The 24,106-nt window shown below is 64.9% G+C and carries 24 protein-coding genes; 13 read left to right on the forward strand and 11 right to left on the reverse strand.

The window, feature by feature from the left end; all coding sequences use genetic code 11:
* Positions 1-52: 52 nt before the first annotated feature.
* The 3 genes from ACP159_RS07280 to ACP159_RS07290 form a co-directional block, all read right to left on the reverse strand.
* On the reverse strand, positions 53-682 hold the full coding sequence (locus ACP159_RS07280) for a VPLPA-CTERM sorting domain-containing protein (protein ID WP_425098993.1): 630 nt from the start codon (positions 680-682) through the stop codon (positions 53-55).
* A 221-nt stretch (positions 683-903) separates the two neighbouring features.
* Positions 904-1,140 (reverse strand): hypothetical protein, encoded by a 237-nt coding sequence (locus ACP159_RS07285; RefSeq protein WP_425098994.1) that lies wholly within the window; start codon positions 1,138-1,140, stop codon positions 904-906.
* 185 nt (positions 1,141-1,325) lie between these two features.
* Positions 1,326-1,922, reverse strand: a complete 597-nt coding sequence (locus ACP159_RS07290) for an HD domain-containing protein (RefSeq protein ID WP_425098995.1) — start codon at positions 1,920-1,922, stop codon at positions 1,326-1,328.
* Positions 1,923-2,006: 84 nt separating this feature from the next.
* Here ACP159_RS07290 and ACP159_RS07295 point away from each other — a divergent pair, with 84 nt between their 5' ends.
* Positions 2,007-2,462: a DUF1801 domain-containing protein gene (locus tag ACP159_RS07295; protein ID WP_425098996.1), complete on the forward strand. Its 456-nt coding sequence runs from the start codon at positions 2,007-2,009 to the stop codon at positions 2,460-2,462.
* A gap of 20 nt (positions 2,463-2,482) precedes the next feature.
* Here ACP159_RS07295 and glpK read toward each other — a convergent pair whose 3' ends face one another.
* A complete protein-coding gene (gene glpK, locus ACP159_RS07300; RefSeq protein WP_425098997.1) occupies positions 2,483-3,973 on the reverse strand; it encodes a glycerol kinase GlpK in 1,491 nt (496 codons plus the stop codon).
* 214 nt (positions 3,974-4,187) lie between these two features.
* Between glpK and ACP159_RS07305 the strand changes: the two genes are divergently transcribed.
* Both ACP159_RS07305 and preA read left to right on the forward strand, forming a co-directional pair.
* Positions 4,188-5,528 (forward strand): NAD(P)-dependent oxidoreductase, encoded by a 1,341-nt coding sequence (locus ACP159_RS07305; protein ID WP_425098998.1) that lies wholly within the window; start codon positions 4,188-4,190, stop codon positions 5,526-5,528.
* A gap of 27 nt (positions 5,529-5,555) precedes the next feature.
* On the forward strand, positions 5,556-6,860 hold the full coding sequence (preA, locus tag ACP159_RS07310) for an NAD-dependent dihydropyrimidine dehydrogenase subunit PreA (RefSeq protein WP_425098999.1): 1,305 nt from the start codon (positions 5,556-5,558) through the stop codon (positions 6,858-6,860).
* A 74-nt stretch (positions 6,861-6,934) separates the two neighbouring features.
* On the opposite strand, the gene ACP159_RS07315 is transcribed toward preA, so the two are convergent.
* Both ACP159_RS07315 and ACP159_RS07320 read right to left on the reverse strand, forming a co-directional pair.
* A complete protein-coding gene (locus ACP159_RS07315; protein WP_425099000.1) occupies positions 6,935-8,836 on the reverse strand; it encodes a tetratricopeptide repeat protein in 1,902 nt (633 codons plus the stop codon).
* A 60-nt stretch (positions 8,837-8,896) separates the two neighbouring features.
* Positions 8,897-9,529 (reverse strand): TetR family transcriptional regulator C-terminal domain-containing protein, encoded by a 633-nt coding sequence (locus ACP159_RS07320; RefSeq protein WP_425099001.1) that lies wholly within the window; start codon positions 9,527-9,529, stop codon positions 8,897-8,899.
* 207 nt (positions 9,530-9,736) lie between these two features.
* On the opposite strand from ACP159_RS07320, the gene ACP159_RS07325 reads away from it, so the two are divergent.
* The 4 genes from ACP159_RS07325 to hydA all read left to right on the forward strand — a co-directional run bounded on the left by ACP159_RS07325 (position 9,737) and on the right by hydA (position 13,421).
* Positions 9,737-10,984 carry a Zn-dependent hydrolase gene (locus tag ACP159_RS07325; protein ID WP_425099002.1) on the forward strand — a complete coding sequence of 416 codons (1,248 nt, stop codon included), beginning with the start codon at positions 9,737-9,739 and terminating at the stop codon, positions 10,982-10,984.
* Between the two features lie 102 nt (positions 10,985-11,086).
* The gene (locus ACP159_RS07330; RefSeq protein ID WP_425099003.1) at positions 11,087-11,368 is read left to right on the forward strand and encodes a GIY-YIG nuclease family protein; all 282 of its coding nucleotides are present in this window, start codon (positions 11,087-11,089) and stop codon (positions 11,366-11,368) included.
* A 174-nt stretch (positions 11,369-11,542) separates the two neighbouring features.
* Positions 11,543-11,848 carry a hypothetical protein gene (locus ACP159_RS07335; protein ID WP_425099004.1) on the forward strand — a complete coding sequence of 102 codons (306 nt, stop codon included), beginning with the start codon at positions 11,543-11,545 and terminating at the stop codon, positions 11,846-11,848.
* 118 nt (positions 11,849-11,966) lie between these two features.
* Positions 11,967-13,421 (forward strand): dihydropyrimidinase, encoded by a 1,455-nt coding sequence (gene hydA / locus ACP159_RS07340; protein ID WP_425099005.1) that lies wholly within the window; start codon positions 11,967-11,969, stop codon positions 13,419-13,421.
* Between the two features lie 290 nt (positions 13,422-13,711).
* Here hydA and ACP159_RS07345 read toward each other — a convergent pair whose 3' ends face one another.
* Positions 13,712-14,107, reverse strand: a complete 396-nt coding sequence (locus ACP159_RS07345) for a cupin domain-containing protein (protein WP_425099006.1) — start codon at positions 14,105-14,107, stop codon at positions 13,712-13,714.
* Between the two features lie 71 nt (positions 14,108-14,178).
* On the opposite strand from ACP159_RS07345, the gene ACP159_RS07350 reads away from it, so the two are divergent.
* The 5 genes from ACP159_RS07350 to ACP159_RS07370 all read left to right on the forward strand — a co-directional run bounded on the left by ACP159_RS07350 (position 14,179) and on the right by ACP159_RS07370 (position 18,152).
* Positions 14,179-14,595, forward strand: coding sequence for a VOC family protein (locus ACP159_RS07350; protein ID WP_425099007.1), 417 nt, complete (start codon positions 14,179-14,181; stop codon positions 14,593-14,595).
* The gene (locus ACP159_RS07355) at positions 14,592-15,368 is read left to right on the forward strand and encodes an ABC transporter ATP-binding protein (RefSeq protein WP_425099008.1); all 777 of its coding nucleotides are present in this window, start codon (positions 14,592-14,594) and stop codon (positions 15,366-15,368) included. The genes ACP159_RS07350 and ACP159_RS07355 overlap by 4 nt, the downstream gene beginning before the upstream one ends.
* A 69-nt stretch (positions 15,369-15,437) precedes the next feature.
* Complete coding sequence (locus tag ACP159_RS07360) at positions 15,438-16,301, forward strand: ABC transporter permease (RefSeq protein ID WP_425099009.1); 864 nt, start codon at positions 15,438-15,440, stop codon at positions 16,299-16,301.
* Entirely contained in the window at positions 16,298-17,134 is an 837-nt protein-coding gene (locus ACP159_RS07365; RefSeq protein ID WP_425099010.1) for an ABC transporter permease, read from the forward strand. Before ACP159_RS07360 ends, ACP159_RS07365 begins: the two co-directional genes overlap by 4 nt.
* Before the next feature lie 28 nt (positions 17,135-17,162).
* Positions 17,163-18,152: an ABC transporter substrate-binding protein gene (locus ACP159_RS07370; RefSeq protein WP_425099011.1), complete on the forward strand. Its 990-nt coding sequence runs from the start codon at positions 17,163-17,165 to the stop codon at positions 18,150-18,152.
* Positions 18,153-18,481: 329 nt separating this feature from the next.
* Here ACP159_RS07370 and ACP159_RS07375 read toward each other — a convergent pair whose 3' ends face one another.
* Genes ACP159_RS07375 through ACP159_RS07390 form a run of 4 tightly spaced genes read right to left on the reverse strand, consistent with a single transcriptional unit; the run spans position 18,482 to position 22,421 of the window.
* Complete coding sequence (locus tag ACP159_RS07375; protein ID WP_425099012.1) at positions 18,482-19,222, reverse strand: peptidase; 741 nt, start codon at positions 19,220-19,222, stop codon at positions 18,482-18,484.
* An 18-nt stretch (positions 19,223-19,240) separates the two neighbouring features.
* Positions 19,241-20,038, reverse strand: a complete 798-nt coding sequence (locus ACP159_RS07380) for a transglutaminase family protein (protein ID WP_425099013.1) — start codon at positions 20,036-20,038, stop codon at positions 19,241-19,243.
* A 10-nt stretch (positions 20,039-20,048) separates the two neighbouring features.
* Positions 20,049-20,990: an alpha-E domain-containing protein gene (locus ACP159_RS07385; protein WP_425099014.1), complete on the reverse strand. Its 942-nt coding sequence runs from the start codon at positions 20,988-20,990 to the stop codon at positions 20,049-20,051.
* 6 nt (positions 20,991-20,996) lie between these two features.
* The gene (locus ACP159_RS07390; RefSeq protein ID WP_425099015.1) at positions 20,997-22,421 is read right to left on the reverse strand and encodes a circularly permuted type 2 ATP-grasp protein; all 1,425 of its coding nucleotides are present in this window, start codon (positions 22,419-22,421) and stop codon (positions 20,997-20,999) included.
* 438 nt (positions 22,422-22,859) lie between these two features.
* On the opposite strand from ACP159_RS07390, the gene ACP159_RS07395 reads away from it, so the two are divergent.
* The gene (locus ACP159_RS07395) at positions 22,860-24,026 is read left to right on the forward strand and encodes an amidohydrolase (protein WP_425099016.1); all 1,167 of its coding nucleotides are present in this window, start codon (positions 22,860-22,862) and stop codon (positions 24,024-24,026) included.
* The last annotated feature ends 80 nt before the right edge of the window (positions 24,027-24,106 follow it).

Genomic DNA, 24,106 nt, shown 5'->3' on the forward strand with positions numbered 1-24,106 from the left:
TGAAACGGAAAAGGCCGCCCGGTGAGGCGGCCCTGGCAAGCTGTGGCGTCGCTCAGGCCGCCTTGCGCCGTCGCAGCGCCAGTGCACCCAGACCGCCGAACAAGAACAGGCCGGAGGCAGGAAGCGGGACCGAGGACACGGGCGAGCCGCTCACGGAGTAGGCGAAGTTCTGGACGCCGACGTCCCAGGCATCATCACCCCATTGGAAAATGATCCCGCCCACGGACGACACGCCGGCCGTGACGGACAGGTGGCTTCCTGAGTTCGGCGCAATACCGCTGCCACTGCCGAGCAGGTTCCAAGCGAGATCGAAGAACGCCCAGCTGGCGTTCTCGTCGAAGTTCCAGCCGCCCATCTCGAAGCTGTCGATGGTGACGGTTTCGAGCGGGTTCTGCGCCTCGATCCGGATCTCTCCAAGAGAGCCGTCATTGAACGCCCAGATCGCGCCATTCAGATCGCCGTATCCCAGTGTCCAGCCATAGAGATCGCCGTTCGAGGCCACATTGCCGAATGGTCCCGGCGCAAGGGCGCGATAGCTGAGGTCCGCATAGCCATTGTCACCAAAACTGTTGGTGACCTGGCTGTTTGTCGGATCGGTGAAGTCCAGCACGAAGGACGCTGCGCTGGCTGTGACGGTCGAAGCCAGAAGGGCAGGCGCCGCAACGGAGAGTAACATTTTCATGGCAAACCTCGCGAGAAACAATGTCTGCAGCTTACGCTTTTTTTTCGGTTTACGCTACGACAACGTTATGAGTCGTTTCGACGTGATCCCACGCGGGACGTGCCCCGCGCAGGTGGATCCGCCTTTGCTCCATGTGCGCAACGCCAATGCCGCGAGACCGCCGACATATCGGGAGGGGCACAGACGTCGCGCCGCGGAGCATGCGGAGGGCCGTCGTCGGTTCAGTCGGACGTGGCTGCTGCCTGGTTCGCCTTGTTGTCGCTGTGCCGCTGGCGGTCGTCCCAGCCGACATCGTTATACACCGTTTGGGTCGCGGGCTCCCTGTCGGACTTGTCGGATGCGTCGGAGGTGATCACCCTCCTTGCGGGGCTGGTGCCGTCGGATCCAACGGTTTCGGCGTTGGCGGTGAGAACCCCTGCCATCAGGGCAACAACGGTCAGTGAGAGTGTCTTGTACATGGTAACCTCGCAGCGGAATTTACGGAAATGTCTCATTGCCGCCATAATTGCGCCCAAATCTCCCTACGTCAGCAGGAGAGTCGGAAACAGTGCGTTGCATCGGTTCGTGAGGAAACGGTTAACAGCCGCAAGCTTTTGAAGGGGCGTTGTTTTTCACGCCAGACTGGCTGGGGCAGGTGCCCTTTCTACAGCCCCAGAGACCGGAACGCCGCCGCCGCGCGTGGCTTGATCCAGGCCCAGAGCGCCGGCGCACCGCGCTTGATCTTCGATCCGACGCGGGATTCGAAGGTGCTGAAATCCACCTTGTAGTCCACCCAGGAGCCACCGCCGTTCGCCATGTTGAGGTTCGGCGGCACGAAGCGGTCGAGCGACTTGGCGAAGCGGGCCTCGGGGCTCTCGTTGGCCTCGAACTCGTCCCAGAGCGCGCGGAAGCGGGCGGCCTGATCCGGCGGCAGCAGGCCAAAGAGCCGGTCCGCCGCGGCCTTTTCCTGCGCCTCGATCGCCCCGGAATCGTGGCTGCCATAAACCGGCGCGTCCCCCGCGTCGATCTCGACGATGTCGTGCAGAAGCAGCATCGCGACAACCTTGGCGGTGTCGATGCGCTCCGGCGCGTGCTCGGCGAGTGTCAGGGCAAAGAGCGCCGCCTGCCAACTGTGCTCCGCGGTGTTCTCATGACGTGAGCCATCCGCCAGCTTTGTCGCCCGGACAACGGATTTGAGCCGGTCGCATTCCATGAGAAAGGCCATCTGGGCGTCGAGACGGGAGGGGGCGGGCGTGGTCATGCCCGAGACATGACGGTGTTTTCCGCCGACGGCAAGGGGGGCATTCCGTGCGGGACTTCTTCGGAGCCGCTGTCCGCGCTATGCTTGGCAGGCAGGGGTGGACGCGCCATCGCCGAGAACAAGACGCGGGCAACCGGGGCGGATGTCGCCGGGTTTCTCGACGCGGTCGAACCGGCGGGACGGCGGGCGGATGCCCTGCTGCTCGACGGCGTGTTTCGCAAAGTGACGGGTTTCAAGCCGCATCTGTGGGGCGAGAGCATCGTCGGGTACGGGGCTTACCACTACGTCTACGACAGCGGGCGCGCGGGGGATTTCCTCGCAACGGGGTTCGCTCCGCGCAAGGCGAAGATGGTGGTCTACATCCTGCCCGGCTATGCGGACTTCTCCGGGCTCCTGTCGCGCCTCGGTCCGCACAAGCTGGGCAAATCCTGCCTCTACCTCGGGCGGCTTACGCAGATCGACATGGATGTTCTGGCGCAGCTGATCCGCGCCGGACTCGACGATCTTGGAAATCGGTGGCCGGTCCGGGCGGAGCCGTAGAGCCCCAGCCCGTCACGCCCTTACCCGGCAAAGTCGATGGTGGCCTGCACGGCCCGTTTCCACGCGCCGTACTTCCGCGCCCGGGTCTCCTCGTCCATCGCCGGGGTGAAGCCCTTTTCCGCACTCCAGTCCTTCGCGAAATCGGCCATCGGGGGCAGGATGCCTGCCTGTTGTCCGGCGAGCCAGGCCGCGCCCATGGCGGTGGTCTCCAGCACGGGCGGGCGCTCGACCCTTGCGCCGATGATGTCGGAGAGGAACTGCATGGCGAAATCGGACGCGCTCATGCCACCGTCGACCCGCAGCGCGGTCTCCCGCGCCTCCGGCCAGTCGGCGGTCATGGCCTCGAGCAGGTCGCGCGTCTGATAGCCGACCGATTGCAGCGCGGCGCGGGCGAATTCCTCCGGGCCGGAGCCGCGCGTGAGGCCGAACATCGCCCCCCGGCACTCGGCGTTCCAGTAGGGTGCACCAAGGCCGGTGAAGGCGGGCACGCAAATCACGTCCTGCGCGTCGTCGGCCTTCTCCGCCAGAGGCTGGGTCTCGGAGGCGGATCGGATGATCTTCAGCCCGTCGCGCAGCCATTGCACCACGGCCCCGGCGATGAAGATGGAGCCTTCGAGCGCATAGGTCGGCTTGCCGTCCAGCTGGTAGGCGATGGTGGTCAGAAGGCGGTTCTTCGAGGTCACAGGCTCTGCGCCGGTATTCAGAAGGGCAAAGCAGCCGGTGCCATAGGTGGATTTGAGCATACCCGGCTCGAAACAGGCCTGCCCGATGGTGGCCGCCTGCTGGTCCCCGGCCACGCCGAGAATCGGGATTTCCGCGCCGAACAGGTCCGCCCGCGCCATGCCGAACTCGGCGGCGCAGTCCTTGACCTCCGGCAGCAGGCTCATGGGCACGTTCAGCAGGTCGCACATGGTTTGCGACCAGCGGCCCTTGCGGATGTCGTAGAGCATGGTGCGGGCGGCGTTGGTCGCGTCGGTGACGTGCTGTGCGCCGCCGGTCAGCTTCCAGATCAGCCAGGTGTCCACCGTGCCGAAGGCGAGTTCGCCCGCCTCGGCCCGCGCCCGGGCGCCTTCGACGTTGTCGAGCAGCCAGGCGACCTTGGTGCCGGAGAAATACGGGTCGAGCAGCAGCCCGGTGCGGTCGGTCACGGTCTGCTCATGCCCGTCGGCCTTCAGCGCCCGGCAGAAATCGGAGGTGCGGCGGTCCTGCCAGACAATGGCGTTGTGGATCGGCTCACCGGTGGCGCGGTCCCAGATCAGCGTGGTCTCGCGCTGGTTGGTGATGCCGATCCCGGCGATGTCGGCGGCCTTCACCCCGGCCTTTTCCATCACCGCGCGGCAGGTGGCTGCGGTGGTCGTCCAGAGGTCCGAGCAATCGTGCTCGACCCAGCCAGACGCGGGGTAATGCTGTTCGAACTCTTCCTGCGCGGTGGCGACGATCTTCAGAGCCGTGTCGAAGAGGATCGCGCGGCTCGACGTGGTGCCCTGGTCGATGGCGAGAATGTGGGTCATGGCGTCTCCTCCCTGCCTCAGTCCGGTATTCGCGGCAACTTTCGATGAATTCGTTCGGAAAGGAAACCCCGGGGCGGGCCGGAGCGTGCTGCACATTTTTCATGCGACCGGGCCGGGGCGCCGCGTTTTCGGCGGCTCCTGAAAATTTTACCATTTGATAAAAAAATTGAATCGTGCCAGCGTTCGATGGAGAGTTAACGACCGGAGAGCACGGATGACCTCCAAGCTGACCAACGGCGTCACCGCCGGGCGCCTGTCCAGCGCGGCGCTGAATGCGAATTTCACCGATCTGCATGCGCCTTATGACGGGCACGAGGCACGAGTGGCGGCGGATCGCTGCTACTTCTGCCATGACGCGCCCTGCATGACGGCCTGTCCGACCAGCATCGACATCCCGCTGTTCATCCGCCAGATCGCCACCGGCACGCCGGAGGCGGCGGCGCGGACGATCCTGGAGCAGAACATTCTTGGCGGCATGTGTGCCCGGGTCTGCCCGACGGAGACGCTCTGCGAGGAGGTCTGCGTGCGCGAGGTCGCCGAGGGCAAGCCGGTGGAGATCGGCCGGTTGCAGCGCTATGCGACCGATACGCTGATGCAGAAGAACGCGCATCCGTTTGTCCGGGCCGCATCGACCGGCAAGACCGTGGCTGTCGTGGGCGCCGGGCCGGCGGGTCTGGCCTGTGCGCATCGGCTGGCGATGCTGGGCCATGACGTGGTGATCTTCGAGGCGCGGGCAAAGTCCGGCGGCCTCAACGAGTTCGGAATTGCGGCGTACAAGAGCACCGAGGATTTCGCGCAGCGCGAGGTCGACTGGCTGCTCAGGATCGGCGGCATCGAGGTGCGCCATGGCCAGAGGCTCGGGCAGGAGATCACGCTGCAGGGGCTGCGCGAGGATTTCGACGCGGTGTTCCTTGGCATGGGTCTGGCCGGGGTGAATGCCCTGCGTCTGGACGGCGCTGACAAGGACGGCATCCGCCCGGCGGTGGAGTTCATCGCGGATTTGCGGCAGGCGGACGACCTGGCCAAACTGCCCATCGGGCGGCGCGTGGTGGTGGTCGGCGGCGGCATGACGGCGATCGACGCCGGGGTACAGGCCAAGCTGCTTGGCGCGGAGGAGGTGACGATCGTGTACCGCCGCGGCAAGGACGCCATGGCGGCCTCGGAGTTCGAACAGGATCTCGCGGCACAGAAGGGCGTGCGGATCATCCACAACGCCGCGCCCGTCGGGGTGGAGGGCAACGGCAGCCTGACTGCCGTGCGCTTTGCCTATACGGAGACGGTGGACCGCAAGCTGGTGACGCTCGACGAGGGCTTTACGCTGGCGGCGGACCAGCTGTTCGAGGCGATTGGCCAGAGCCTTGCGGGCGTGCCCGAGGACCTCGACGTGCTCGGCGGCAAGATCCTCGTGTCCGAAACCGGGCTCACGTCGGTCAAGGGTGTCTGGGCCGGCGGCGATTGTGCCACCGGGGGCGACGATCTGACGGTGACCGCCGTGGCCGAAGGGCGCGACGCGGCAATGGACATTCACGCCACCCTTATGGGGGCTGCGGGGTAAAACCCCGCCCTACGAGAGGTATCGACAATGGCTGATCTCACATCCGATTTCCTGGGCATCAAGAGCCCGAACCCGTTCTGGCTGGCCTCCGCGCCGCCCACCGACAAGGAGTACAACGTCCGCCGCGCCTTCGACGCGGGTTGGGGCGGGGTGGTCTGGAAGACGCTGGGCATGGAAGGGCCTCCGGTGGTCAACGTCAACGGGCCACGCTACGGCGCGATCTGGGGCGCGGACCGGCGGCTGCTGGGGCTGAACAACATCGAATTGATCACAGACCGGCCGCTCGAGGTGAACCTCGAAGAGATGGCGCGGGTGAAGGCGGATTACCCGGACCGGGCGCTGATCGCCTCCATCATGGTGCCGTGCGAGGAGGAGGCCTGGAAAGCCATCCTGCCGCGCGTGGCGGAGACGAACGCCGACGGCATCGAGCTGAACTTCGGCTGTCCGCACGGCATGTCCGAGCGCGGCATGGGCAGCGCCGTGGGGCAGGTGCCCGAGTACATCGAGATGGTCACGCGCTGGTGCAAGCAATATTATGACCGTCCGGTCATCGTGAAGCTCACCCCGAACATCACCGACATCCGCAAACCGGCGGCGGCGGCGAAGCGGGGCGGGGCGGATGCGGTCTCGCTCATCAACACCATCAACTCGATCACCCATGTGGATCTCGACCAGATGTGCCCGCAGCCGACGATTGACGGCAAGGGCAGTCATGGCGGCTACTGCGGCCCTGCGGTGAAGCCCATCGCGCTCAGCATGGTCTCCGAAATTGCCCGCAACCCCGAGACCCACGGCTTGCCGATCTCCGGCATCGGCGGCGTGACCACTTGGCGTGACGCGGCGGAATTCATGGCGCTGGGCTGCGGTAACGTGCAGGTCTGTACCGCCGTGATGACCTATGGTTTCAAGGTGGTGCAGGAGATGATCTCCGGCCTTTCGCAGTGGATGGACGAGAAGGGTCATAAGAAGACCTCCGATTTCGTTGGCATGGCGGTGCCGAACGTCACAGACTGGCAGTATCTCAACCTCAACCACATCACCAAGGCGCGCATCGACCAGGACGCCTGCATCAAGTGCGGCCGCTGCTACATTGCCTGCGAGGACACGTCGCACCAGGCGATCACCATGTCGCCGGAGCGGGTCTTCGAGGTCCAGGACGACGAATGCGTGGCCTGCAACCTCTGCGTGAACGTCTGCCCGGTGGAGAACTGCATCACCATGGAAACGTTGCCGCCCGGCGCCATCGACAAGCGCACCGGCAAGGTGGTCGAGAAGGACTATGCCAACTGGACGACCCATCCGAACAACCCGATGTCCACGGCAGCGGAGTAAAGCGTTTCTGGTTGAACCAGAAACGCCTCAGGCATCCCCGAGCGCCGGTCTCCTCCCGGCGGTCCCGTGCCCGATCAGGGCAAGGCGTGGCGCGCGGCCTCCCCCGCGCGCCCGTTTTCATTCATGAGACGGATCATGGGCTCACGGGTGTCCGGGGCGGTCGGGTTGATGGCGAGGGTTTCGAGGTAGACTTCGATGGCCTCGGCGCTGGCCCCTTCGGCGCTTTCGATCTGGGCCAGCAGACGCCAGGCCGGCCAGTGGTTCTCGCGCAGGCGGGTGATCTCCCGGGCCAGCGCCCTCGCGTCCGCATACTGCCCGTCGCGGGCGAGCATCACCGCCTTGTTGTACATCAGCTTGACGTTGCCGGGCGATGCCGCCAGCGCCGCGTCCATGGCGGTCAGGGCCGGCTCTAGCAGGCCGAGCCGCTGGTAGGCGACGCCGCGCATGTTCAGCGCTTCGGGATTCCCGGGATCGCGCGCCAGCACCCGCTTGACCGTGGCCAGCGCGTCCGGAAAGCGTTCGAGCGCAAGTTGACCGGAGGCCAACTCCAGCCAGGCGTCCGCATGCGGCCAGTCGGTGTCCTTCAGCGCCTTTTCGAGATCATCCACCGCGTAGTCCGCCGTCCCGCCGGTGGTCGACAGGATGGCGAGCCGGTTCTGGATCACGGTCTCCGTTTCGCTCAGTGTGCCGGGGCGCAAGAGCCGCACCGCCGAGACCTCCGCCGGAACCTTGGGGATCATCGCCGTCAACGCCGAAAGATCGCCGGGATCGCGGGTGATGCGGTGGTCGGTCATGGTGACGTGGATGACATCCTGCGTGCGCCGTTCGGGCATATGGCAGGTGGTGCAATCGGCGTCCGCGTCGATCTGCGGATGGACGCCGGAAGCCATGACCGGGAGGGCGTTTTCGCCCGTTTCGTGGCAGGTCAGGCAGGCCGCGCGGTAATGCGCGGCGCGTTCCGCCGGTTTGATCTTCACATGCGGGTCGTGGCAGGTCAGGCAGCCGAGTTCCCCCTGCGATTGCTGGAAACAGGCACTTTGTTCAAGGCGGTAGGGGTGGAAGTTGATCTCGAACCGGTCTCCCCGGTCACGTCCGGCGTCGGTGATGTCGATATGGGTGAGGTAGTCGTTTATGTCCTGTCCGGGCCGGAAGGAATAGATCCCGCGCCCGCCCCGGAGCGGCGGGTTTACCGCCACGGTGGGCTGCATGTGACAGCCGTAGCAGATCGAGTAGAGCCGTTCCTTCGGCAGTTTGCCCGGCTCCACGATCTCGCTGCGCACCGTCTCGACTTCCGCACCGGACAGCGCCGCGCGGACATGCGCCGCACCCGGACCGTGGCAGCGCTGGCAGCCCAGACCTTCGGGCAGCTCGTGCGGAAAGACCTCCGGACGCCCCGCCGCATCGCTGTCCTCTGGCACCTGCGGCAAGGCGTTGTGGCACGCCATGCAGCGGCGGGTGATCTCGCGGTTGATGCCCTGATGATCGGCGAATTCGAAGCCAGGGTTCATCTGCCAGTAGGCGCCTTGCGTGTACCAGGCCAGCGGAATCTCGAAGAGGGCGCCGTCGTCGGTCTGGTACAGGAAGGTCCGCACATGGTGGCCTGACCCGACGATCCAGTCGGCCTTGCGCTCCCAGACGTCCACCTCCGAGCCATCGGGCGCCACGCGCCAGCGGCGGAAGATATAGTCGCCGTCCTCGCGCCGAACGTCGTACCAGCGGTCCGAGGGTTCGTGATGGAAGGGCAATCCGTCGAAGGTCTCGATCTGCGGCGCGTCATGGGCGGCGCGGAAGCTTTTGGCCATGCCCATCTCGGCATAGCTTTCGGCCTTGTCCGCGTGGCATTCCGCGCAAGCCGCGTCCTCGATGTAGCCCGCCGCCGCGCCGGTGCTCTCGGTCCAGCCCCATTCGATCAGCGGATCGTCCTGCGACAGGGCGGGGGTGGCCAGAAGGGTGAGGACGGCAAGCAGGCGCAGCATGAAGGATCCGGGACAATGGCTCTTTCGGGCAGGCTAGGCCCCGGGGCCACACCACGCAAGTCAGGGTGTCAGCATCCTCGTATAAAGCGTGGTCAGGAAGGCGTCGGCTTCGGCGAACCGCTGCCCCTCGCGCTCCGGCCCGAGCACCCCGCGCACCTGCACGTCGAAGTCGGCGTAATGCTGTGTCGTGGCCCAGATCGAGAAGATCAGGTGCCGCGCATCCACCGGCGCGATGCGGCCATCGCGCACCCAGCCCTCGATCAGCGCGGCCTTCTCGTCCACCAGCGCCTTCAGGTCGCCCTGCAGCACGTCCGAAATGCGTGGCGCGTTCTGGATCATCTCCGTCGCGAAAAGGCGGCTCTCGCGCGGCATCTCCTGCGACATGGCGAGCTTGCGGTGGACATAGGCGATGATCTCCGCCACCGGATCGCCCTCCGCCCGGATCTGCCGCAGCGGGTCGATCCAGATGCCCAGCAGCGCCTCAAGGAGGTCGCGGTAGATCGCCTCCTTGGAGTCGAAGTAATAGACCACGTTCGGCTTCGACAGCCCGGCGCGGGTGGCGATCTGATCCAGCGTCGCCCCGCGCAGCCCGGCTTCGGAGAAGATATCCAGCGCCGCATCGAAGATCGCCCGCCGTTTTTCGCGTTGAATCCGGGTGGTGCCGCCCGGTTTCAGGCGGGTTCTGCTGGACATGCTCACCGATCAAACCCTTTCTGGCACAAGACCCTTTTCGCCGTCCGCCTGTTTTTCGGGCGTGTGGCACAGGGCTTGCACGCCCCCGAATTAATTCCTTGACCCCGGCGGCACCCCGCCTTGATATTTGACCATATGGTCAGGATTCTGCCGTGGCAAGCCGCAGGGCAGGTCCCGGCGGGCAAGGACACCGGAACGGGGAAAATCATGGCAGAGCTGAGCAACATCCGCATCAATGGCGACCGTCTTTGGGACAGCCTCATGGAGATGGCAAAGATCGGCCCCGGGGTGGCGGGTGGCAACAATCGCCAGACCTTGACCGACGCCGACGGCGAGGGGCGGGCCTTGTTCCAGAAATGGTGCGAGGCGGTGGGCTGCTCCATGGGCCTCGACCAGATGGGCAACATGTTCGCCCGCTACGAGGGCACGGACCCGGAGGCCTTGCCGGTCTATGTCGGCTCGCACCTCGACACGCAGCCGACCGGCGGGAAATATGATGGGGTTCTGGGAGTTCTCGGCGGGCTGGAGGTTCTGCGCACGCTGCATGAACACGGCATCCGCACGAAACACCCGATTGTCGTCGTGAACTGGACCAACGAGGAGGGCTCCCGCTTCGCCCCCGCCATGCTCGCCTCCGGCGTCTTCGCGGGCAAGCACACGCAGGACTGGGCCTATGACCGGGTCGACGCCAAGGGTCTGCGCTTCGGCGACGAGCTGGAGCGGATCGGCTGGAAAGGCGACGAGGAGGTCGGCGCGCGCAAGATGCATGCCATGTTCGAGCTGCACATCGAGCAGGGGCCCATTCTGGAAGCCGAGGGCAAGGACATCGGCGTGGTCACCCACGGGCAGGGCTTGCGCTGGATCGAATGCACCGTGACCGGCAAGGAGAGCCACACCGGCTCGACTCCGATGCCCATGCGGCTGAACGCGGGGCGCGGATTGGCGCAGATCACCGAACTGGTCCACGAGATCGCGATGAAGCATCAGCCGAACGCCGTGGGCGCCATCGGCCATATCGACATCTACCCCAACTCGCGCAACATCATCCCGGGCAAGGCGGTGTTCACCATCGACTTCCGCTCGCACCTGCAAGAGGTGATCGACGCGATGCTGGAAGAGTTCTACGCCCGCGCGCCGGGTTTGTGCGAGGCTTTGGGGGTGGGTTTGGAGACGCAGATCGTCGGCCAGTTCAACCCGCCGGCGTTTGACGAAGGCTGCGTCGCGGCGGTGCGGGCGGCGGCGGAGCGGCTAGGGTATTCCCACATGGGTATCGTCTCGGGCGCAGGCCATGACGCCTGCTGGATCAACGACGTGGCGCCGACGGCGATGATCATGTGCCCCTGCGTCGACGGTCTGTCGCACAACGAGGCCGAGGAGATTTCCAAGAACTGGGCAGCGGCTGGGGCCGACGTGCTCTTCCACGCGGTTGTGGAGACGGCGGGGGTGGAAGAGTGAGAGGCAAGGTGACACCCGTCCCGGGCTTGACCCGGGACCTCATGGCTTCAGTTCATGACAGCGGTTTACTTGCCGTTAACCTAGGCGCCGCATTCTCGGGTCATGGCGCATTTCGTCTACATCCTGGCCTCGCGTCCCGGTGGGGCGATCTACATAGGGCGCAGTCACGATCTGCGCGCCCGCGTGGAAGCGCATCGGGCCGGATTGTCCGTGCATACGTCGAAGTACAACATCAGAACGCTGGTCTGGTTCGAGGAACATCCCGACTTCGAGAGCTCTCTCAGGCGGGAACGGTCCATGAAGGGCTGGAGGCGCGCCTGGAAGATCCAGCTGATCACACAATTCAACCCGAACTGGATGGACATGACACACGCCATTCCCTGATGGCGGGGGCAGAGGCCCCGGCTCAGGGCCGGGGCGGGTGTCACCTAGGAGATACCCAATGACCACAGTCATCAAGAACGGAACCATCGTCACCCATGACCGTACCTACAAGGTGGATGAGTCGTTTCACGCTACGGCTGAGAAAGGGGAGGAGTTGTTTTGAGAAGGCTAGAGTTGTTCAAGCCCGAAGTTCGGCGTGTCGTGATCCATACTTCATTGCTATTAGTTTCATTGACGACGCCAATGATTGCGAGTGCCGAAGATATCACAGTGCGTTTCGGAGGTAGGCAGATTGTGCTGTCAGAAGAGGCTTTTGCTCAACGCCCGAAATGGGCGACTCCCGAAGCTTTAGTTCAGTTGGAAACGAATGGCCACCCGGTTCAGGGCTTTTGGATTGATAATCGGGGCTGCGCCCACGTCATAATAAACGAAAAATTGCATGCTGCTTTGGACGATGATGGAAAGCAGTTTTGTGACTGAAATGTAAGCAGATATTTGCCATCTTGAGAGAAGTCTTTGGACGAATGTCTTCAGTCAATATTCGAAATAAACACGGCCAGTGGCAGCAAGAACCGCTGGAATCAACAGGAGGTCTGACATGACCACAGTCATCAAGAACGGCACCATCGTCACCCATGACCGCACCTACAAGGCGGATGTGCTGATCGAAGGCGGGCAGATCATCGAGATCGGGATGGATCTGAAAGGCGACGAACAACTCGACGCCACCGGATGTTATGTCATGCCGGGCGGGATCGACCCGCATACGCATCTCGAGATGCCCTTCATGGGCACCTATTCCTCCGACGATTTCGATTCAGGCACCCGCGCGGCGCTTTCGGGCGGGACGACCATGGTCGTCGACTTCGCGCTGCCGTCGCCGGGGCAGGGGCTGCTCGATGCGCTGAAGTTGTGGGACAACAAGTCCACCCGCGCCCATTGCGATTATTCCTTCCACATGGCGGTCACATGGTGGGGTGAGCAGGTGTTCAACGAGATGGAAACCGTCGTCAAGGACCGCGGCATCAACACCTTCAAGCACTTCATGGCCTACAAGGGCGCCTTGATGGTCAATGATGATGAGATGTACGCCAGCTTCCAGCGCCTCGCGGAACTCGGCGGCATCGCCATGGTCCATGCGGAGAACGGGGATGTCGTGGCGGAACTCAGCGCCAAGCTGCTGGCTCAGGGCAACACCGGGCCGGAGGCGCATGCCTACTCCCGCCCGCCGCAGGTCGAGGGCGAGGCAACCAACCGCGCCATCATGATTGCCGACATGGCCGGGGTGCCGCTCTATGTGGTCCATACGTCCTGCGAGGACAGCCACGAGGCCATCCGCCGCGCCCGCCAGCAGGGCAAGCGGGTCTGGGGCGAGCCGCTGATCCAGCACCTGACCTTGGATGAAAGCGAATATTTCAACCCCGATTGGGACCACGCCGCCCGCCGAGTCATGTCGCCGCCGTTCCGGAACAAGCAACATCAGGATTCGCTCTGGGCGGGCCTGCAAAGCGGTTCGCTTTCGGTCGTGGCCACGGACCACTGTGCCTTCACCACCGAGCAGAAGCGCTACGGCGTCGGCGATTTCACCAAGATCCCGAACGGCACCGGCGGTCTGGAAGACCGCATGCCGATGCTCTGGACCTACGGCGTGGGCACCGGGCGGCTGACGCCGGAGGAATTCGTCGCCGTGACCTCGACCAATATCGCCAAGATCCTGAACTGCTACCCGAAGAAAGGTGCGATCCTTGTGGGGGCGGATGCGGATATCGTGGTCTGGGACCCGGAGAAGACCAAGACGATCACCGCGTCGAAACAGGTTTCGGCGATTGATTACAACGTCTTCGAAGGCAAGGAGGTCAAAGGCCTGCCGCGCTTCACCCTGACACGCGGGCATGTGGCGGTGCATGACGGCGAATTGCGCTCGCGCGAAGGCCATGGCGAATTCGTCAAACGCCAGCCGAACACTGCGACGAACAAGGCGCTCTCGACCTGGAAGGAACTCACCGCCCCGCGCCCGGTGCAGCGCACGGGCATTCCGGCGACGGGGGTGTGAGGTGCCGGTTTGCGAATGCGGTTGTGGGGATCTGACCAAGGGCGGCAGCTTCATGCCGGGCCATGATCAACGGCTCAGGGCAGAAATAGAACGCGCGGCGGGCGGACTGCTGGAAGTGAGGAGGCTGGTGGAGCGGGCCATCGGGAAGGAGATCGCTTGTGATCCAGTTGGAAAGAACTGACGGCCATAGGAATGTCTCGCCCGGCGGCACCGCCGGGCAGCCCCCGACCGCCCCCCCGGGCGGGGGCTTCACCCCCACCCGCGGTCGCGGGCTGCCCTTAGCATTTTCCTCACGGCACCAACCCCTCCAGCTCCGGCAGGAGCACAACCGACTCCTGCTCATGCGGGTCGGTCCGGGCGATCACCGCTACCGCAGGCTCGGTCCCGTCGTTGAACGGCAGGTGCGGCACGTCGGCAGGGATGTAGATCATGTCGCCGGCCCTGGTCTCCATCACATGCTCCAGCCGCTCGCCCCAATACATCTTCGCCGAGCCGGAAATCACATAGATCGCGGTTTCATGCGTCTCGTGCTTGTGCGCCTTCGCCCGGCCGCCCGGGGGTACGGTCAACAGATGCATGCACACGCCCGAGGCACCCACGGTTTCCTTCGCGATGCCTTCGAAATAGTTGAACCCCTGTTTGCCCGCGTAGGTCCCTTCCGGGCGCAGTTTCACGCAATCCGCCATGGCTTGTCCTCCTTGCTGTCACAGCCGAGCATGGCACAGCGAAACGCCCGCGTCACCGGGGAGTGCCTGCAATGAAACCGCTGACCGGCGTTCTCGAAGCGGCGCTTTACGTCGATGACCTCGATGCGGCCCACGCGTTCTACGGCGGGCTCCTGAACCTGCCGCTCATCACCCGGGTGGACGGCCGTCACGCCTTTTACCGCGCCGGGGAGACCGTTGTCCTGCTGTTCCTGCCCGAGGCCACGGCGGTGCCGCCGGGGGAGGGTGCACTGCCGGTGCCGACCCATGGGGCGCATGGTCCGGGACATTTGTGTTTCGCCTGCCCGGGCGAGGACCTGGGCACCATGCGCCACCATCTCGAAAGCCACGGCATTGCAATCGAGTCCGACTTCCACTGGCCGCACGGCCCCCGATCCCTCTACGTCCGCGATCCCGCCGGAAACAGCATCGAATTCGCCGACCCAACGCTCTGGAGCCCGACTACATGACTTCCCCCACAGTGATCGAGGCCAAACATCTCGACCTGACTTTCCAGACGAACGACGGCCCCGTGCACGCGCTCAAGAACGTCTCTCTCGACATCCCGAAAGGCAGCTTCGTCAGCTTCATCGGCCCTTCGGGATGTGGCAAGACCACCTTCCTGCGCTGCATCGCGGGGCTGGAGACGCCGACCGGCGGGACGCTGACGGTCAACGGCATGACCCCGGACGAGGCGCGGCGGGCGCGGGCCTATGGCTATGTGTTTCAAGCGGCGGGGCTGTATCCCTGGCGGACCATCGGCAAGAACGTGGCGCTGCCGCTGGAGATCATGGGGTATTCGAAGGCGGAGCAGAAGGAGCGCATTGCGCGGGTGCTGGAGCTGGTGGAGCTGTCCGGCTTCGAGAAGAAATTCCCCTGGCAGCTGTCAGGCGGCATGCAGCAGCGGGCGAGCATAGCCCGGGCGCTGGCCTTTGACGCGGATATCCTGCTGATGGACGAGCCGTTTGGCGCTCTGGACGAGATCGTGCGGGACCGGCTCAACGAGGAACTGCTGAGCCTCTGGGACAAGACGGAGAAGACCATCGGTTTCGTCACCCACTCGATCCCGGAAGCGGTCTATCTCTCCACCCACATCGTCGTCATGTCTCCGCGCCCGGGGCGTATCACCGACGTGATCGAAAGCCCGCTGCCGCGCCAGCGCCCGCTGGACATTCGCGACACGCCGGAGTTCATCGCCGTCGCCCACCGCGTGCGCGAGGGTCTTCGGGAGGGCCACGCATGACCGGCTCGCACCCAAAGGTCCGTCGAAGGACCTTGCAAAAGCCGTCGACAGTATTTGCGGGAGGCGTGCATGCGTAACCTCCTGCCCATCCTCACCGTCGTCGCCGTCATCGTCGCGATCTGGTACGCGCTCGCGGTCGTGCTCAATGCCAACTGGGCCTACGCCCAGGCCAAGCGGGCGGACGTGACGCTTTCCTTCACCGAGATGGTCAAGGACACCATGGCACAGGACAAGCCGCGCCTGCCCGCGCCGCATCAGGTTGCCTCCGAGATCTGGGACACCACTGCCCTCAAGAAGGTCACCTCCAAACGCTCGCTCATCTACCACGGCTGGATCACCCTGCAGGCGACGCTCCTCGGGTTCGCCTTCGGGATTGCGCTGGGCATCGGCCTCGCGGTGCTCATCGTCTATTTCAAGGTCATCGACATGAGCGTCATGCCCTGGATCATCGCCAGCCAGACCGTGCCGATCCTTGCCATCGCACCGATGATCGTCGTGGTCCTCGCGGCGCTCCAGGTCGACGACATCGTCGCGAAGGGCGTCATATCGATGTATCTCTCCTTCTTCCCCATTGTCGTCGGCATGGTGAAGGGTCTGCGAAGCCCGGACGCCATGCTGCTCGACCAGATGAAGACCTACAGCGCCAGCGCGTCCCAGACCTTCTGGAAGCTGCGCCTGCCAAATTCCGTGCCCTATCTCTTCACCTCGCTGAAGGTCGGCGCGGCGGCCTCGCTCATCGGGGCGGTGGTGGCGGAGCTGTCGCTGAGCCAGAACGGCGGCCTCGGCGCGCGGCTCCTCGCCGGGAGCTACTACGGCCAGACCATCCAGATCTGGTCCGCGCTCCTGTCAGCGGCCACCCTCGCGGCGCTGCTGGTTATCTCGCTCGGCGCTATCGAAAAGCTGACCCTGAAACGCATGGGGATGGCGCAATGAGCTGGATCCTCTTCGCCCTCGCGGTCTGGGCCGCCGCCTTCGCGCTCAATGTCTGGCTGGTGCGCATCAAGGCCCCCGGTCACGGCTATCTCGTGCCGGTCATCTTCGGCCTGACGATCCTCGTCCTGTGGGAAAGCTTCGTGCGCGGCTTCACCATCTCGCCGGTCCTGTTGCCACCCCCCAGCGCCATCGTCACGGCATTTCTGTCGAAAACGGATGTGCTCTGGGGCGATCTCGTCCAGACATTCTTCAAGGGCGCTCTCTCCGGATACGTCATCGGCTGCGGCTCGGCGTTCCTCATCGCCCTGCTGATCGACCGCTCGCCGTTCCTGCAAAGGGGCCTGCTGCCCGTCGGCAACTTCATCGCTGCGCTGCCCATCGTCGGCCTCGCGCCGATCATGGTGATGTGGTTCGGCTTCGACTGGCAGTCCAAGGCGGCAGTCGTTGTTGCCATGGTCTTCTTCCCGATGCTGGTGAACACGGTGCAGGGGTTGCAAGCGACCGACAGCATGCAGCGCGACCTGATGCGCACCTACGCGGCCAGCTACACGCAGACGCTGGTGAACCTGCGCTTGCCCGCCGCAATGCCTTTCATCTTCAACGGCCTGAAGATCGCCACGACGCTGGCACTCATCGGGGCCATCGTCGCCGAATTTTTCGGCTCGCCCATCCGCGGCATGGGCTTTCGCATTTCCACGGAAGTGGGCAAGCTTGCGCTCGACATGGTCTGGGCGGAGATTGCCGTGGCGGCGGTGCTCGGCTCGGCCTTCTACGGGACCGTGGCACTCTTCGAGAAACGGGCGACCTTCTGGCACCCGTCCCAACGCAAATAACCAAACTGACCAACAGGGAGCAAAGACAATGAAAACCATCCTGAACACGGCGCTCGCCGGTGTCCTCGCGCTCGGCGCGGGCATGGCGCAGGCGGCGGACGAGGTGACGCTGCAGCTCAAATGGGTGACGCAGGCGCAGTTCGCGGGCTACTACGTGGCGCTCGACAAGGGCTTCTACGAGGAAGAAGGCCTAGACGTGACGATCAAGCCGGGTGGCCCGGACATCGCCCCGGCGCAGGTCATCGCCGGCGGCGGCGCGGACGTGGTGCTCGACTGGATGCCCTCGGCGCTGGCCTCCCGCGAAAAGGGCCTGCCGCTGGTCAACATCGCTCAGCCGTTCAAGTCCTCCGGCATGATGCTCACCTGCCGCAAGGACACCGGCATCACTGGCCCGGATGACTTCAAGGGCAAGACGCTGGGTGTCTGGTTCTTCGGCAACGAATACCCCTTCCTGTCCTGGATGAGCAAGCTCGGCATCCCGACCGACGGGTCCGAGGGCGGCGTGACCGTGCTCAAGCAGGGCTTCAACGTCGACCCGCTGCTGCAGGAACAGGCGGCCTGCATCTCGACCATGACCTACAACGAATACTGGCAGGTGATCGATGCGGGGCTCACCGCGGATGACCTCGTGACCTTCAAGTACGAGGACATGGGCGTCGCGACCCTTGAGGACGGTATGTACGTGCTGGAAGACAACCTCGCCGACCCGGCCTTCAAGGACAAGATGGTCCGCTTCGTGCGCGCCTCGATGAAGGGCTGGAAATACGCCGAGGAGAACCCGGACGAGGCGGCGGAGATCGTGCTCGAGAACGACGCGACGGGGGCCCAGACCGAGGAGCACCAGAAGCGCATGATGGGTGAAGTGGCCAAACTGACGGCAGGCTCCAACGGGGCGCTGGACGTGGCGGATTACGAGCGCACGGTGCAGACCCTGCTCGAAGGCGGCTCCGACCCGGTCATCACCAAGACCCCGGAAGGCGCGTATACCCTGGAGATCACCGACGCGGCGCTGAACTGACACAGCGTCAAACCAGAACGACAGGCGGGCGTCCACAGGGGCGCCCGTTTTCGTTGAAAGGGGGGCGGCAAGCGCCCTGTTTCCCGTCCAGGGAAAAGCGCCCGCCCGCCGACCCGGGACGCGCCCCTGTCTTCTTTGGTCCGAAAATACCGCGGGGGAGGCTCGCTCGAGCCGTGGGGGCAGAGCCCCCGCACGCGCAGTAGGCGTGTTCCGCGCGCCAACGGCGCGCGTCGGTCGTCGCGCGTCAGCGCGGCGAAACACCTCGAACGCAGGCGATGCCGCTGCCGGGGCAGGGGTATTTCAGCCAAGAAGAAGCCCGGGGCGCAGAACTACTCTGCCGGGCGCACGAACTCCGGCAGGCTGTCGAGCGCGTCCTTGAGGGCGTTGCCCCAGCCCTGCGAGATGTGCTGGAAATACGGGTCGTCCTGTTCGATCCGGCCGTGCATGCCTTTTCTCAGGCTGCCCGCCTCGTAACAATGGTAGTCCATCGGTGCGCCGACGGTCAGGTTGGCCTTCAGCGTCGAATCGAAACTCACCAGAAGCAGTTTTATCGCAGCCTCGAAACTCATCTCGCGGTCGAAGGCGCGGACGAGGATCGGGCGGCCGTACTTGATCTCGCCGATCTGGAAGAACGGTGTGTCCTGGCCCGCCTCGATGAAGTTGCCTTCCGGGTAGATCAGGAACAGCCGCGGCTCACTGCCTGCGATCTGGCCACCGAGGATCAGCGTCGCGTTGAAGGTGCTGTCCGCCCGCTGGCCCGCATCAGCCTGACGGTCGATGACTTCGCGCAGGGTGTCCGCCACCATGCGGGCGGCCTGGAACATGGACGGTGCTCCCAGCAGGGACGGGATGCGGTGCTCGGGCGATTTGCTGCGCTCGTCCAGCAGGCTCACGACCGCCTGCGTGGTAGCGAGGTTGCCCGCCGCCATCAGCGTGATCACCCGGTCCCCCGGCGCCTCCCAGACCGTCATCTTGCGGAAGGTGGAAATGTTGTCGAGGCCCGCGTTGGTGCGGGTGTCCGACATGAAAACCAGGCCTCTGTCGAGGACCATCCCCACGCAATACGTCATGCGCTCGCCCTTGGTGTCTTATTGTTGCGCGACGTCGATCTGGATCTCGAGACTCTCGCCTTCACCGCCGACTCGGCTTCCCGATACCGGAGAAGCCTCGTCGTAGTCCAGTCCCGTTGCGACCCGGACGTACCGCGCGTCGGGCGAAATGCCATTGGAGACGTCGAAAGCGACCCATCCCAGCCCCTCGATATGGGCTTCGGCCCAGGCGTGCATGGCATCCTGCGCCGTGGTGTGGTCCAGCATCAGGTAGCCCGACACGTACCGGCCCGGCAGACCGAGCGACCGGACGCAGGCCAGAAAGACATGTGCATGATCCTGGCAAACGCCTTTCCCGGCCTCCAGGGCGTCCTCTGCGGTCCAGGTCGGCTTCGACGATCCGACCTCGTAGGCGATCGCCTCGCCGATGCCGAGCATAAGCCGGTGCATCCCGTCGAGCGTGGCATCGGCGCCGACATCCTTGAGCAGGTGCCGCACGCCGCTTTTCGCGCGGGTGCGCGGCGTGTCGCGCTGGTAGAGCCAGAGCGGGGCGGGGCCGCGGTGCTGGCCGATGACGCCTTGCGTGTCGGTGATCTCCACCTCCCCGGCACAGGTCACCGTCAGTTCCGTGACCTCGTCGCCGTAGCTGATCATCTCGACGAGGTTGTTGTGGTGGTCATGGTAGCTGACCTCCTTCACCCCGCCCTCGATCCGCGTCTCCCACAGCGCGATATGCTGCTGGGCGTTGGTTTTCGGCGTCTTGCGGATCTGCTGGAGGCCGTAGTCCACCGGCGTCTCGAAGCGGTAGTGCGTGCTGTGTTCGATCTTCAGTCGCATGGGCGTGCCGTCACTTGTAGAAGCGGAAGTCGATTTCGATCTGCCGGGCAATGCTGCCGAGCTCGACCAGGATCTTCTGGATGAACTCGTGCAGGCCGTAATCGAAGACCGCGTGGATGTCGTGGCTGAGGTAGGTGCGCTGAAGGTGGTCGACCTTCTGCAGGGTCGGCACCAGCGTCAGGCTGCCGCCGTTCAGATACCGCAGGTTGTCGCGCATCTTGCTGACGCAGAAGGCGAGGCTGCGCGGCATGCGCTTGTCCAGCACCAGGAACTCGGCAATCTCCATCGGGCCGCTGACCGCGCCGTATTCCATGCGGAAGCCGCCACGCGCGGAGACGGAGCGCAGGATGTTCTCCCATTGCACGTTGTCGAGCGAGGAGCCGACGGCACGCGCGGAGGGCAGCAGCACGTAATACTTCACGTCGAGGATGCGCGCCGTGTTGTCGGCCCGTTCGAGGAAAGTGCCGAGACGGGCGAAGTCGTAGTGCTCGTTGCGCAGCATGGTGCCGTGGGTCATGCCGCGCACCAGAGATGTGTGCTGGCGGATGCGGCGCAGGGTCTGCGGCAGGTCACGCTCCGATACCTTGCGGGTCAGCTCGTCGCGTGCGCCCATGTAGGCGGCATTCACCGCCTCCCAGACCTCGCCGGTGATCGCCGTGCGCACCAGCCGCGCGTTCTGCCGGGCGGCGGCGATGCAGGAGAGGACCGAGGAGGTGTTGTGCGGCGAGCGCAGCAGCCAGTCGATGGCGTCCTCCTTGGTCAGCGTTTCATGATGTGCCTCGAAGGCGCCATGCGATCCTGCCGATTGCAGCACCGAGGCCCATTCCTCGTCGCGGTTGTCCAGCCGGGTCAGGGCGATGCGCTGGCCGGCGTCGATCATCCGTGCGGTGTTTTCGGCCCGTTCGAGGTAACGGTACATCCAGAAGAGGCCGTTTGCAGTCTTGCCAAGCATGTCCGGTCAGTCCTCCAGAACCCAGGTGTCCTTGGTGCCGCCGCCCTGCGACGAGTTCACCACCAGCGAGCCTTTCTTCAGCGCCACGCGCGTCAGACCGCCCGGCGTGATGTTGATGCCCTCGGGGCTCACCAGAACGAAGGGGCGCAGGTCGACGTGGCGCGGGGTCAGGCCCGCCTTGGAGAAGATCGGAACGGTCGAGAGGCTGAGCGTCGGCTGGGCGATGTAGTTGCCCGGTCGGGCTTCGAGCTTCTTGCGGAACTCGGCGATTTCCTTCTTCGAGGCGGTCGGCCCGATCAGCATGCCGTAGCCGCCGGAGCCGTGCACCTCCTTGACGACGATGTCCTTGAGGTTGTCGAGCACATACTTGAGGTCCTGCGGATCGGAGCAACGCCAGGTCGGCACGTTCTGCAACAGGGGCCGCTCGCCGGTGTAGAATTCGACGATGTCCGGCATGTAGCTGTAGATCGCCTTGTCGTCGGCGATGCCGGTGCCCGGCGCGTTGGCGATGGTGATGTTGCCGGCGCGGTAGACGTCCATGATGCCCGGAATGCCGAGGGCGCTTTCGGGGTTGAAGTTGAGCGGATCCAGGAAGTCGTCGTCCACCCTCCGGTAAAGCACGTCGATGGGCTTGTATCCGCGGATCGTGCGCATCGCGACATGGCCGTCGACGATCTTCAGGTCGTTGCCTTCGACCAGTTCGACGCCCATCTGGTCGGCGAGGAAGGCGTGCTCGAAATAGGCGGAGTTGTAGATGCCTGGCGTGAGCACCGCCACCACCGGCTTGCGCCCGAGACCCGCCGGGGCGCATTTCGACAAGGAACTGTGCAGATGCGCCGGGTAGTCCTGCACCGGCTGCACCCGGTTGGTCGAGAACAGCTCCGGAAACATCTGCAGCATGGTCTCGCGGTTTTCCAGCATGTAGCTAACGCCCGAGGGGGTGCGGGCGTTGTCTTCGAGGACGAAAAACTCGCCGGGGCCGGTGCGCACCAGGTCGATGCCGACGATGTGGGTATAGACGCCACCGGGCGGCTCCACACCGATCATCTCCGGCAGGAAGGCCTCGTTCCGGCTGATCATCGCGGCAGGGATTCGTCCGGCCTTCACGATCTCCTGCTTGTGGTAGATGTCATAGAGAAAGGCATTGATCGCCCGCACCCGCTGCTCGATGCCCCGGCAGAGCTTGGTCCATTCGGGGCCGGAAATGATGCGGGGGATGATGTCGAAGGGGATCAGCCTCTCCTCCGCCTCGGCGCGTCCGTAGACGTTGAAGGTGATGCCGGTCAGCCGGAAGATCTCCTCCGCCTCGCGTTGCTTGGCGCGCAGCCGGGCCGGGTTTTCCTCGCTGAACCACGAGTGAAAACCCGCGTAGGGATCGCGCAGGGCCTCGTCGAGGCCCCACATCTCGTCGAAGTACTTTTTATCGCTCATGATTTCCCCTCATTTGAAGCCACTTTCAGGGCATCCCGGGCCGGGCTTCCATGCGGGAGAGCAAGACATGTGTAAACAAAGGACCTCCGCAGGCGCACCGTCTTTTTTTTAGGCGCTTGGCTCGATTTTTCGGCAGGAGGAAAACCTGCCGCCTGAGCCTCTTTCCGCATCTGACCTGAGCGGACCAGTGTCCGTCAAGGGCGCGTGCGCAGAAAGCGGTGCGGGGGAGGGCGGTCCGCGGTGACCGGCTCCGCCCGCGCCGCGCCGTGGCCTGTCCCGGGGCCTATGCTTTTGCCGGGGTTGAATTATGGCGGGTGGCGCGGGAATACTGGAGGGGGAGATGGGCGGATCAGGGGGCACTCGCGAAGACGACGGCGCTTCGCCCCGGTCCGAATGTGAACACGGGGCCCTTGGGTCCGGTGCGTGGGGTGTGGTGGCATGGCTTTGAGTCCGGACGATATCCGCGATCTGACCGCATGGCGGCAGGCGCTGCACCGGGTCCCGGAGTTGTCCGGCGCGGAAGTCCGGACCGCCACGAGCGTCGTGCGGATGCTGGAAGACCTCGGGGCGGACGCCATCCATGCCGGAATCGGAGGCCACGGTGTCATAGGCGTGTTCGAGAGTGGCACCGATGGCCCGCGCGTGATGCTGCGTTGCGAGCTTGACGCCTTGCCGATCGTCGAGGACTCGGACGCGGCCCATGCCAGCACGGTGCCCGGCACCGCGCATCTGTGCGGGCACGACGGGCACATGGCCATTCTTGCCGGGGTGGCGCGGACGTTGGCGCGGGTGCGGCCGGAGCGCGGTGCGGTGCTGCTGATGTTCCAGCCGGCGGAAGAGATCGGCGCGGGCGCGCGGGCGGTTGTTGCGGACCGCAGCTTTGCCGGGCTGAGGCCCGACTTCGTCTTTGCCCTTCACAACATGCCGGGCATGCCGCTGGGCCGGGTGGCGGTGCGTGAAGGCCCGGCCTCCTGCGCCTCGCGCGGGATGCGCATCGGCCTGCATGGCCGGACCTCCCACGCCGCGGAACCGGAAAAGGCCGTCAGCCCGATGCTGGCGCTTTCGCGCCTTATGCCGGGTCTGTCGGCGCTGGCGGAGGGCAGGCCGGGGCAGGCGGACTATGCGCTGGTCACCGTCACGCATGCGCGGCTCGGCGAGGCGGCTTTCGGGATCACGCCGGGCGAGGCGGAGCTTTTCATCACCCTGCGCACTCTGACCGACGCGCGCATGGCGCAGCTGGTTCAGGATGCCGAAGCGCTGGTGGCCCGGCTGGCGGCGGAGGATGGCCTCGGGGTGTCGGTGAACTACCACGACGTCTTCGACGCCACGGTCAACGCGCCGAAGGCGGTGCGGATCGTGCGCCGGGCGCTGGACCGGCTTGGCCTATCCCACGGCGAGGAACCGCTGCCGATGCGCGCCTCGGAGGATGTCGGCTGTTTCGGGGCGGTGGCGCCGCTGGCGTTCCTGCTGCTCGGCGCGGGCGAGGAGACCCCGCCGCTGCACGCGCCGACCTACGATTTCCCCGATCCCCTGATTGCAACCGGCGCGGCGGTCTTCAACGCCATCCTGGCGGAAATCCTTGGACCGGCGGCAGACGATACGTGAACTTTCTGTTTCCTTGGAAACAAAATCATGTTAGCACTGGACAAGCAGGAGATGCTTCGGCCCTATGCGAAAAAGTGACC

Origin of the sequence: Tropicibacter sp. S64 (assembly GCF_049803835.1) — a bacterium.
GTDB lineage: Bacteria > Pseudomonadota > Alphaproteobacteria > Rhodobacterales > Rhodobacteraceae > Pacificoceanicola.

Bases quoted from the DNA above. Each gene is read 5' to 3' on its own strand.
- ACP159_RS07280 (WP_425098993.1), bottom strand. From the start codon at position 682: ATGAAAATGTTACTCTCCGTTGCGGCGCCTGCCCTTCTGGCTTCGACC.
- ACP159_RS07285 (WP_425098994.1), bottom strand. From the start codon at position 1,140: ATGTACAAGACACTCTCACTGACCGTTGTTGCCCTGATGGCAGGGGTT.
- ACP159_RS07290 (WP_425098995.1), bottom strand. From the start codon at position 1,922: ATGACCACGCCCGCCCCCTCCCGTCTCGACGCCCAGATGGCCTTTCTC.
- glpK (WP_425098997.1), bottom strand. From the start codon at position 3,973: ATGACCCACATTCTCGCCATCGACCAGGGCACCACGTCGAGCCGCGCG.
- ACP159_RS07305 (WP_425098998.1), top strand. From the start codon at position 4,188: ATGACCTCCAAGCTGACCAACGGCGTCACCGCCGGGCGCCTGTCCAGC.
- preA (WP_425098999.1), top strand. From the start codon at position 5,556: ATGGCTGATCTCACATCCGATTTCCTGGGCATCAAGAGCCCGAACCCG.
- ACP159_RS07315 (WP_425099000.1), bottom strand. From the start codon at position 8,836: ATGCTGCGCCTGCTTGCCGTCCTCACCCTTCTGGCCACCCCCGCCCTG.
- ACP159_RS07320 (WP_425099001.1), bottom strand. From the start codon at position 9,529: ATGTCCAGCAGAACCCGCCTGAAACCGGGCGGCACCACCCGGATTCAA.
- ACP159_RS07325 (WP_425099002.1), top strand. From the start codon at position 9,737: ATGGCAGAGCTGAGCAACATCCGCATCAATGGCGACCGTCTTTGGGAC.
- ACP159_RS07330 (WP_425099003.1), top strand. From the start codon at position 11,087: ATGGCGCATTTCGTCTACATCCTGGCCTCGCGTCCCGGTGGGGCGATC.
- hydA (WP_425099005.1), top strand. From the start codon at position 11,967: ATGACCACAGTCATCAAGAACGGCACCATCGTCACCCATGACCGCACC.
- ACP159_RS07345 (WP_425099006.1), bottom strand. From the start codon at position 14,107: ATGGCGGATTGCGTGAAACTGCGCCCGGAAGGGACCTACGCGGGCAAA.
- ACP159_RS07350 (WP_425099007.1), top strand. From the start codon at position 14,179: ATGAAACCGCTGACCGGCGTTCTCGAAGCGGCGCTTTACGTCGATGAC.
- ACP159_RS07355 (WP_425099008.1), top strand. From the start codon at position 14,592: ATGACTTCCCCCACAGTGATCGAGGCCAAACATCTCGACCTGACTTTC.
- ACP159_RS07360 (WP_425099009.1), top strand. From the start codon at position 15,438: ATGCGTAACCTCCTGCCCATCCTCACCGTCGTCGCCGTCATCGTCGCG.
- ACP159_RS07365 (WP_425099010.1), top strand. From the start codon at position 16,298: ATGAGCTGGATCCTCTTCGCCCTCGCGGTCTGGGCCGCCGCCTTCGCG.
- ACP159_RS07370 (WP_425099011.1), top strand. From the start codon at position 17,163: ATGAAAACCATCCTGAACACGGCGCTCGCCGGTGTCCTCGCGCTCGGC.
- ACP159_RS07375 (WP_425099012.1), bottom strand. From the start codon at position 19,222: ATGACGTATTGCGTGGGGATGGTCCTCGACAGAGGCCTGGTTTTCATG.
- ACP159_RS07380 (WP_425099013.1), bottom strand. From the start codon at position 20,038: ATGCGACTGAAGATCGAACACAGCACGCACTACCGCTTCGAGACGCCG.
- ACP159_RS07385 (WP_425099014.1), bottom strand. From the start codon at position 20,990: ATGCTTGGCAAGACTGCAAACGGCCTCTTCTGGATGTACCGTTACCTC.
- ACP159_RS07390 (WP_425099015.1), bottom strand. From the start codon at position 22,421: ATGAGCGATAAAAAGTACTTCGACGAGATGTGGGGCCTCGACGAGGCC.
- ACP159_RS07395 (WP_425099016.1), top strand. From the start codon at position 22,860: ATGGCTTTGAGTCCGGACGATATCCGCGATCTGACCGCATGGCGGCAG.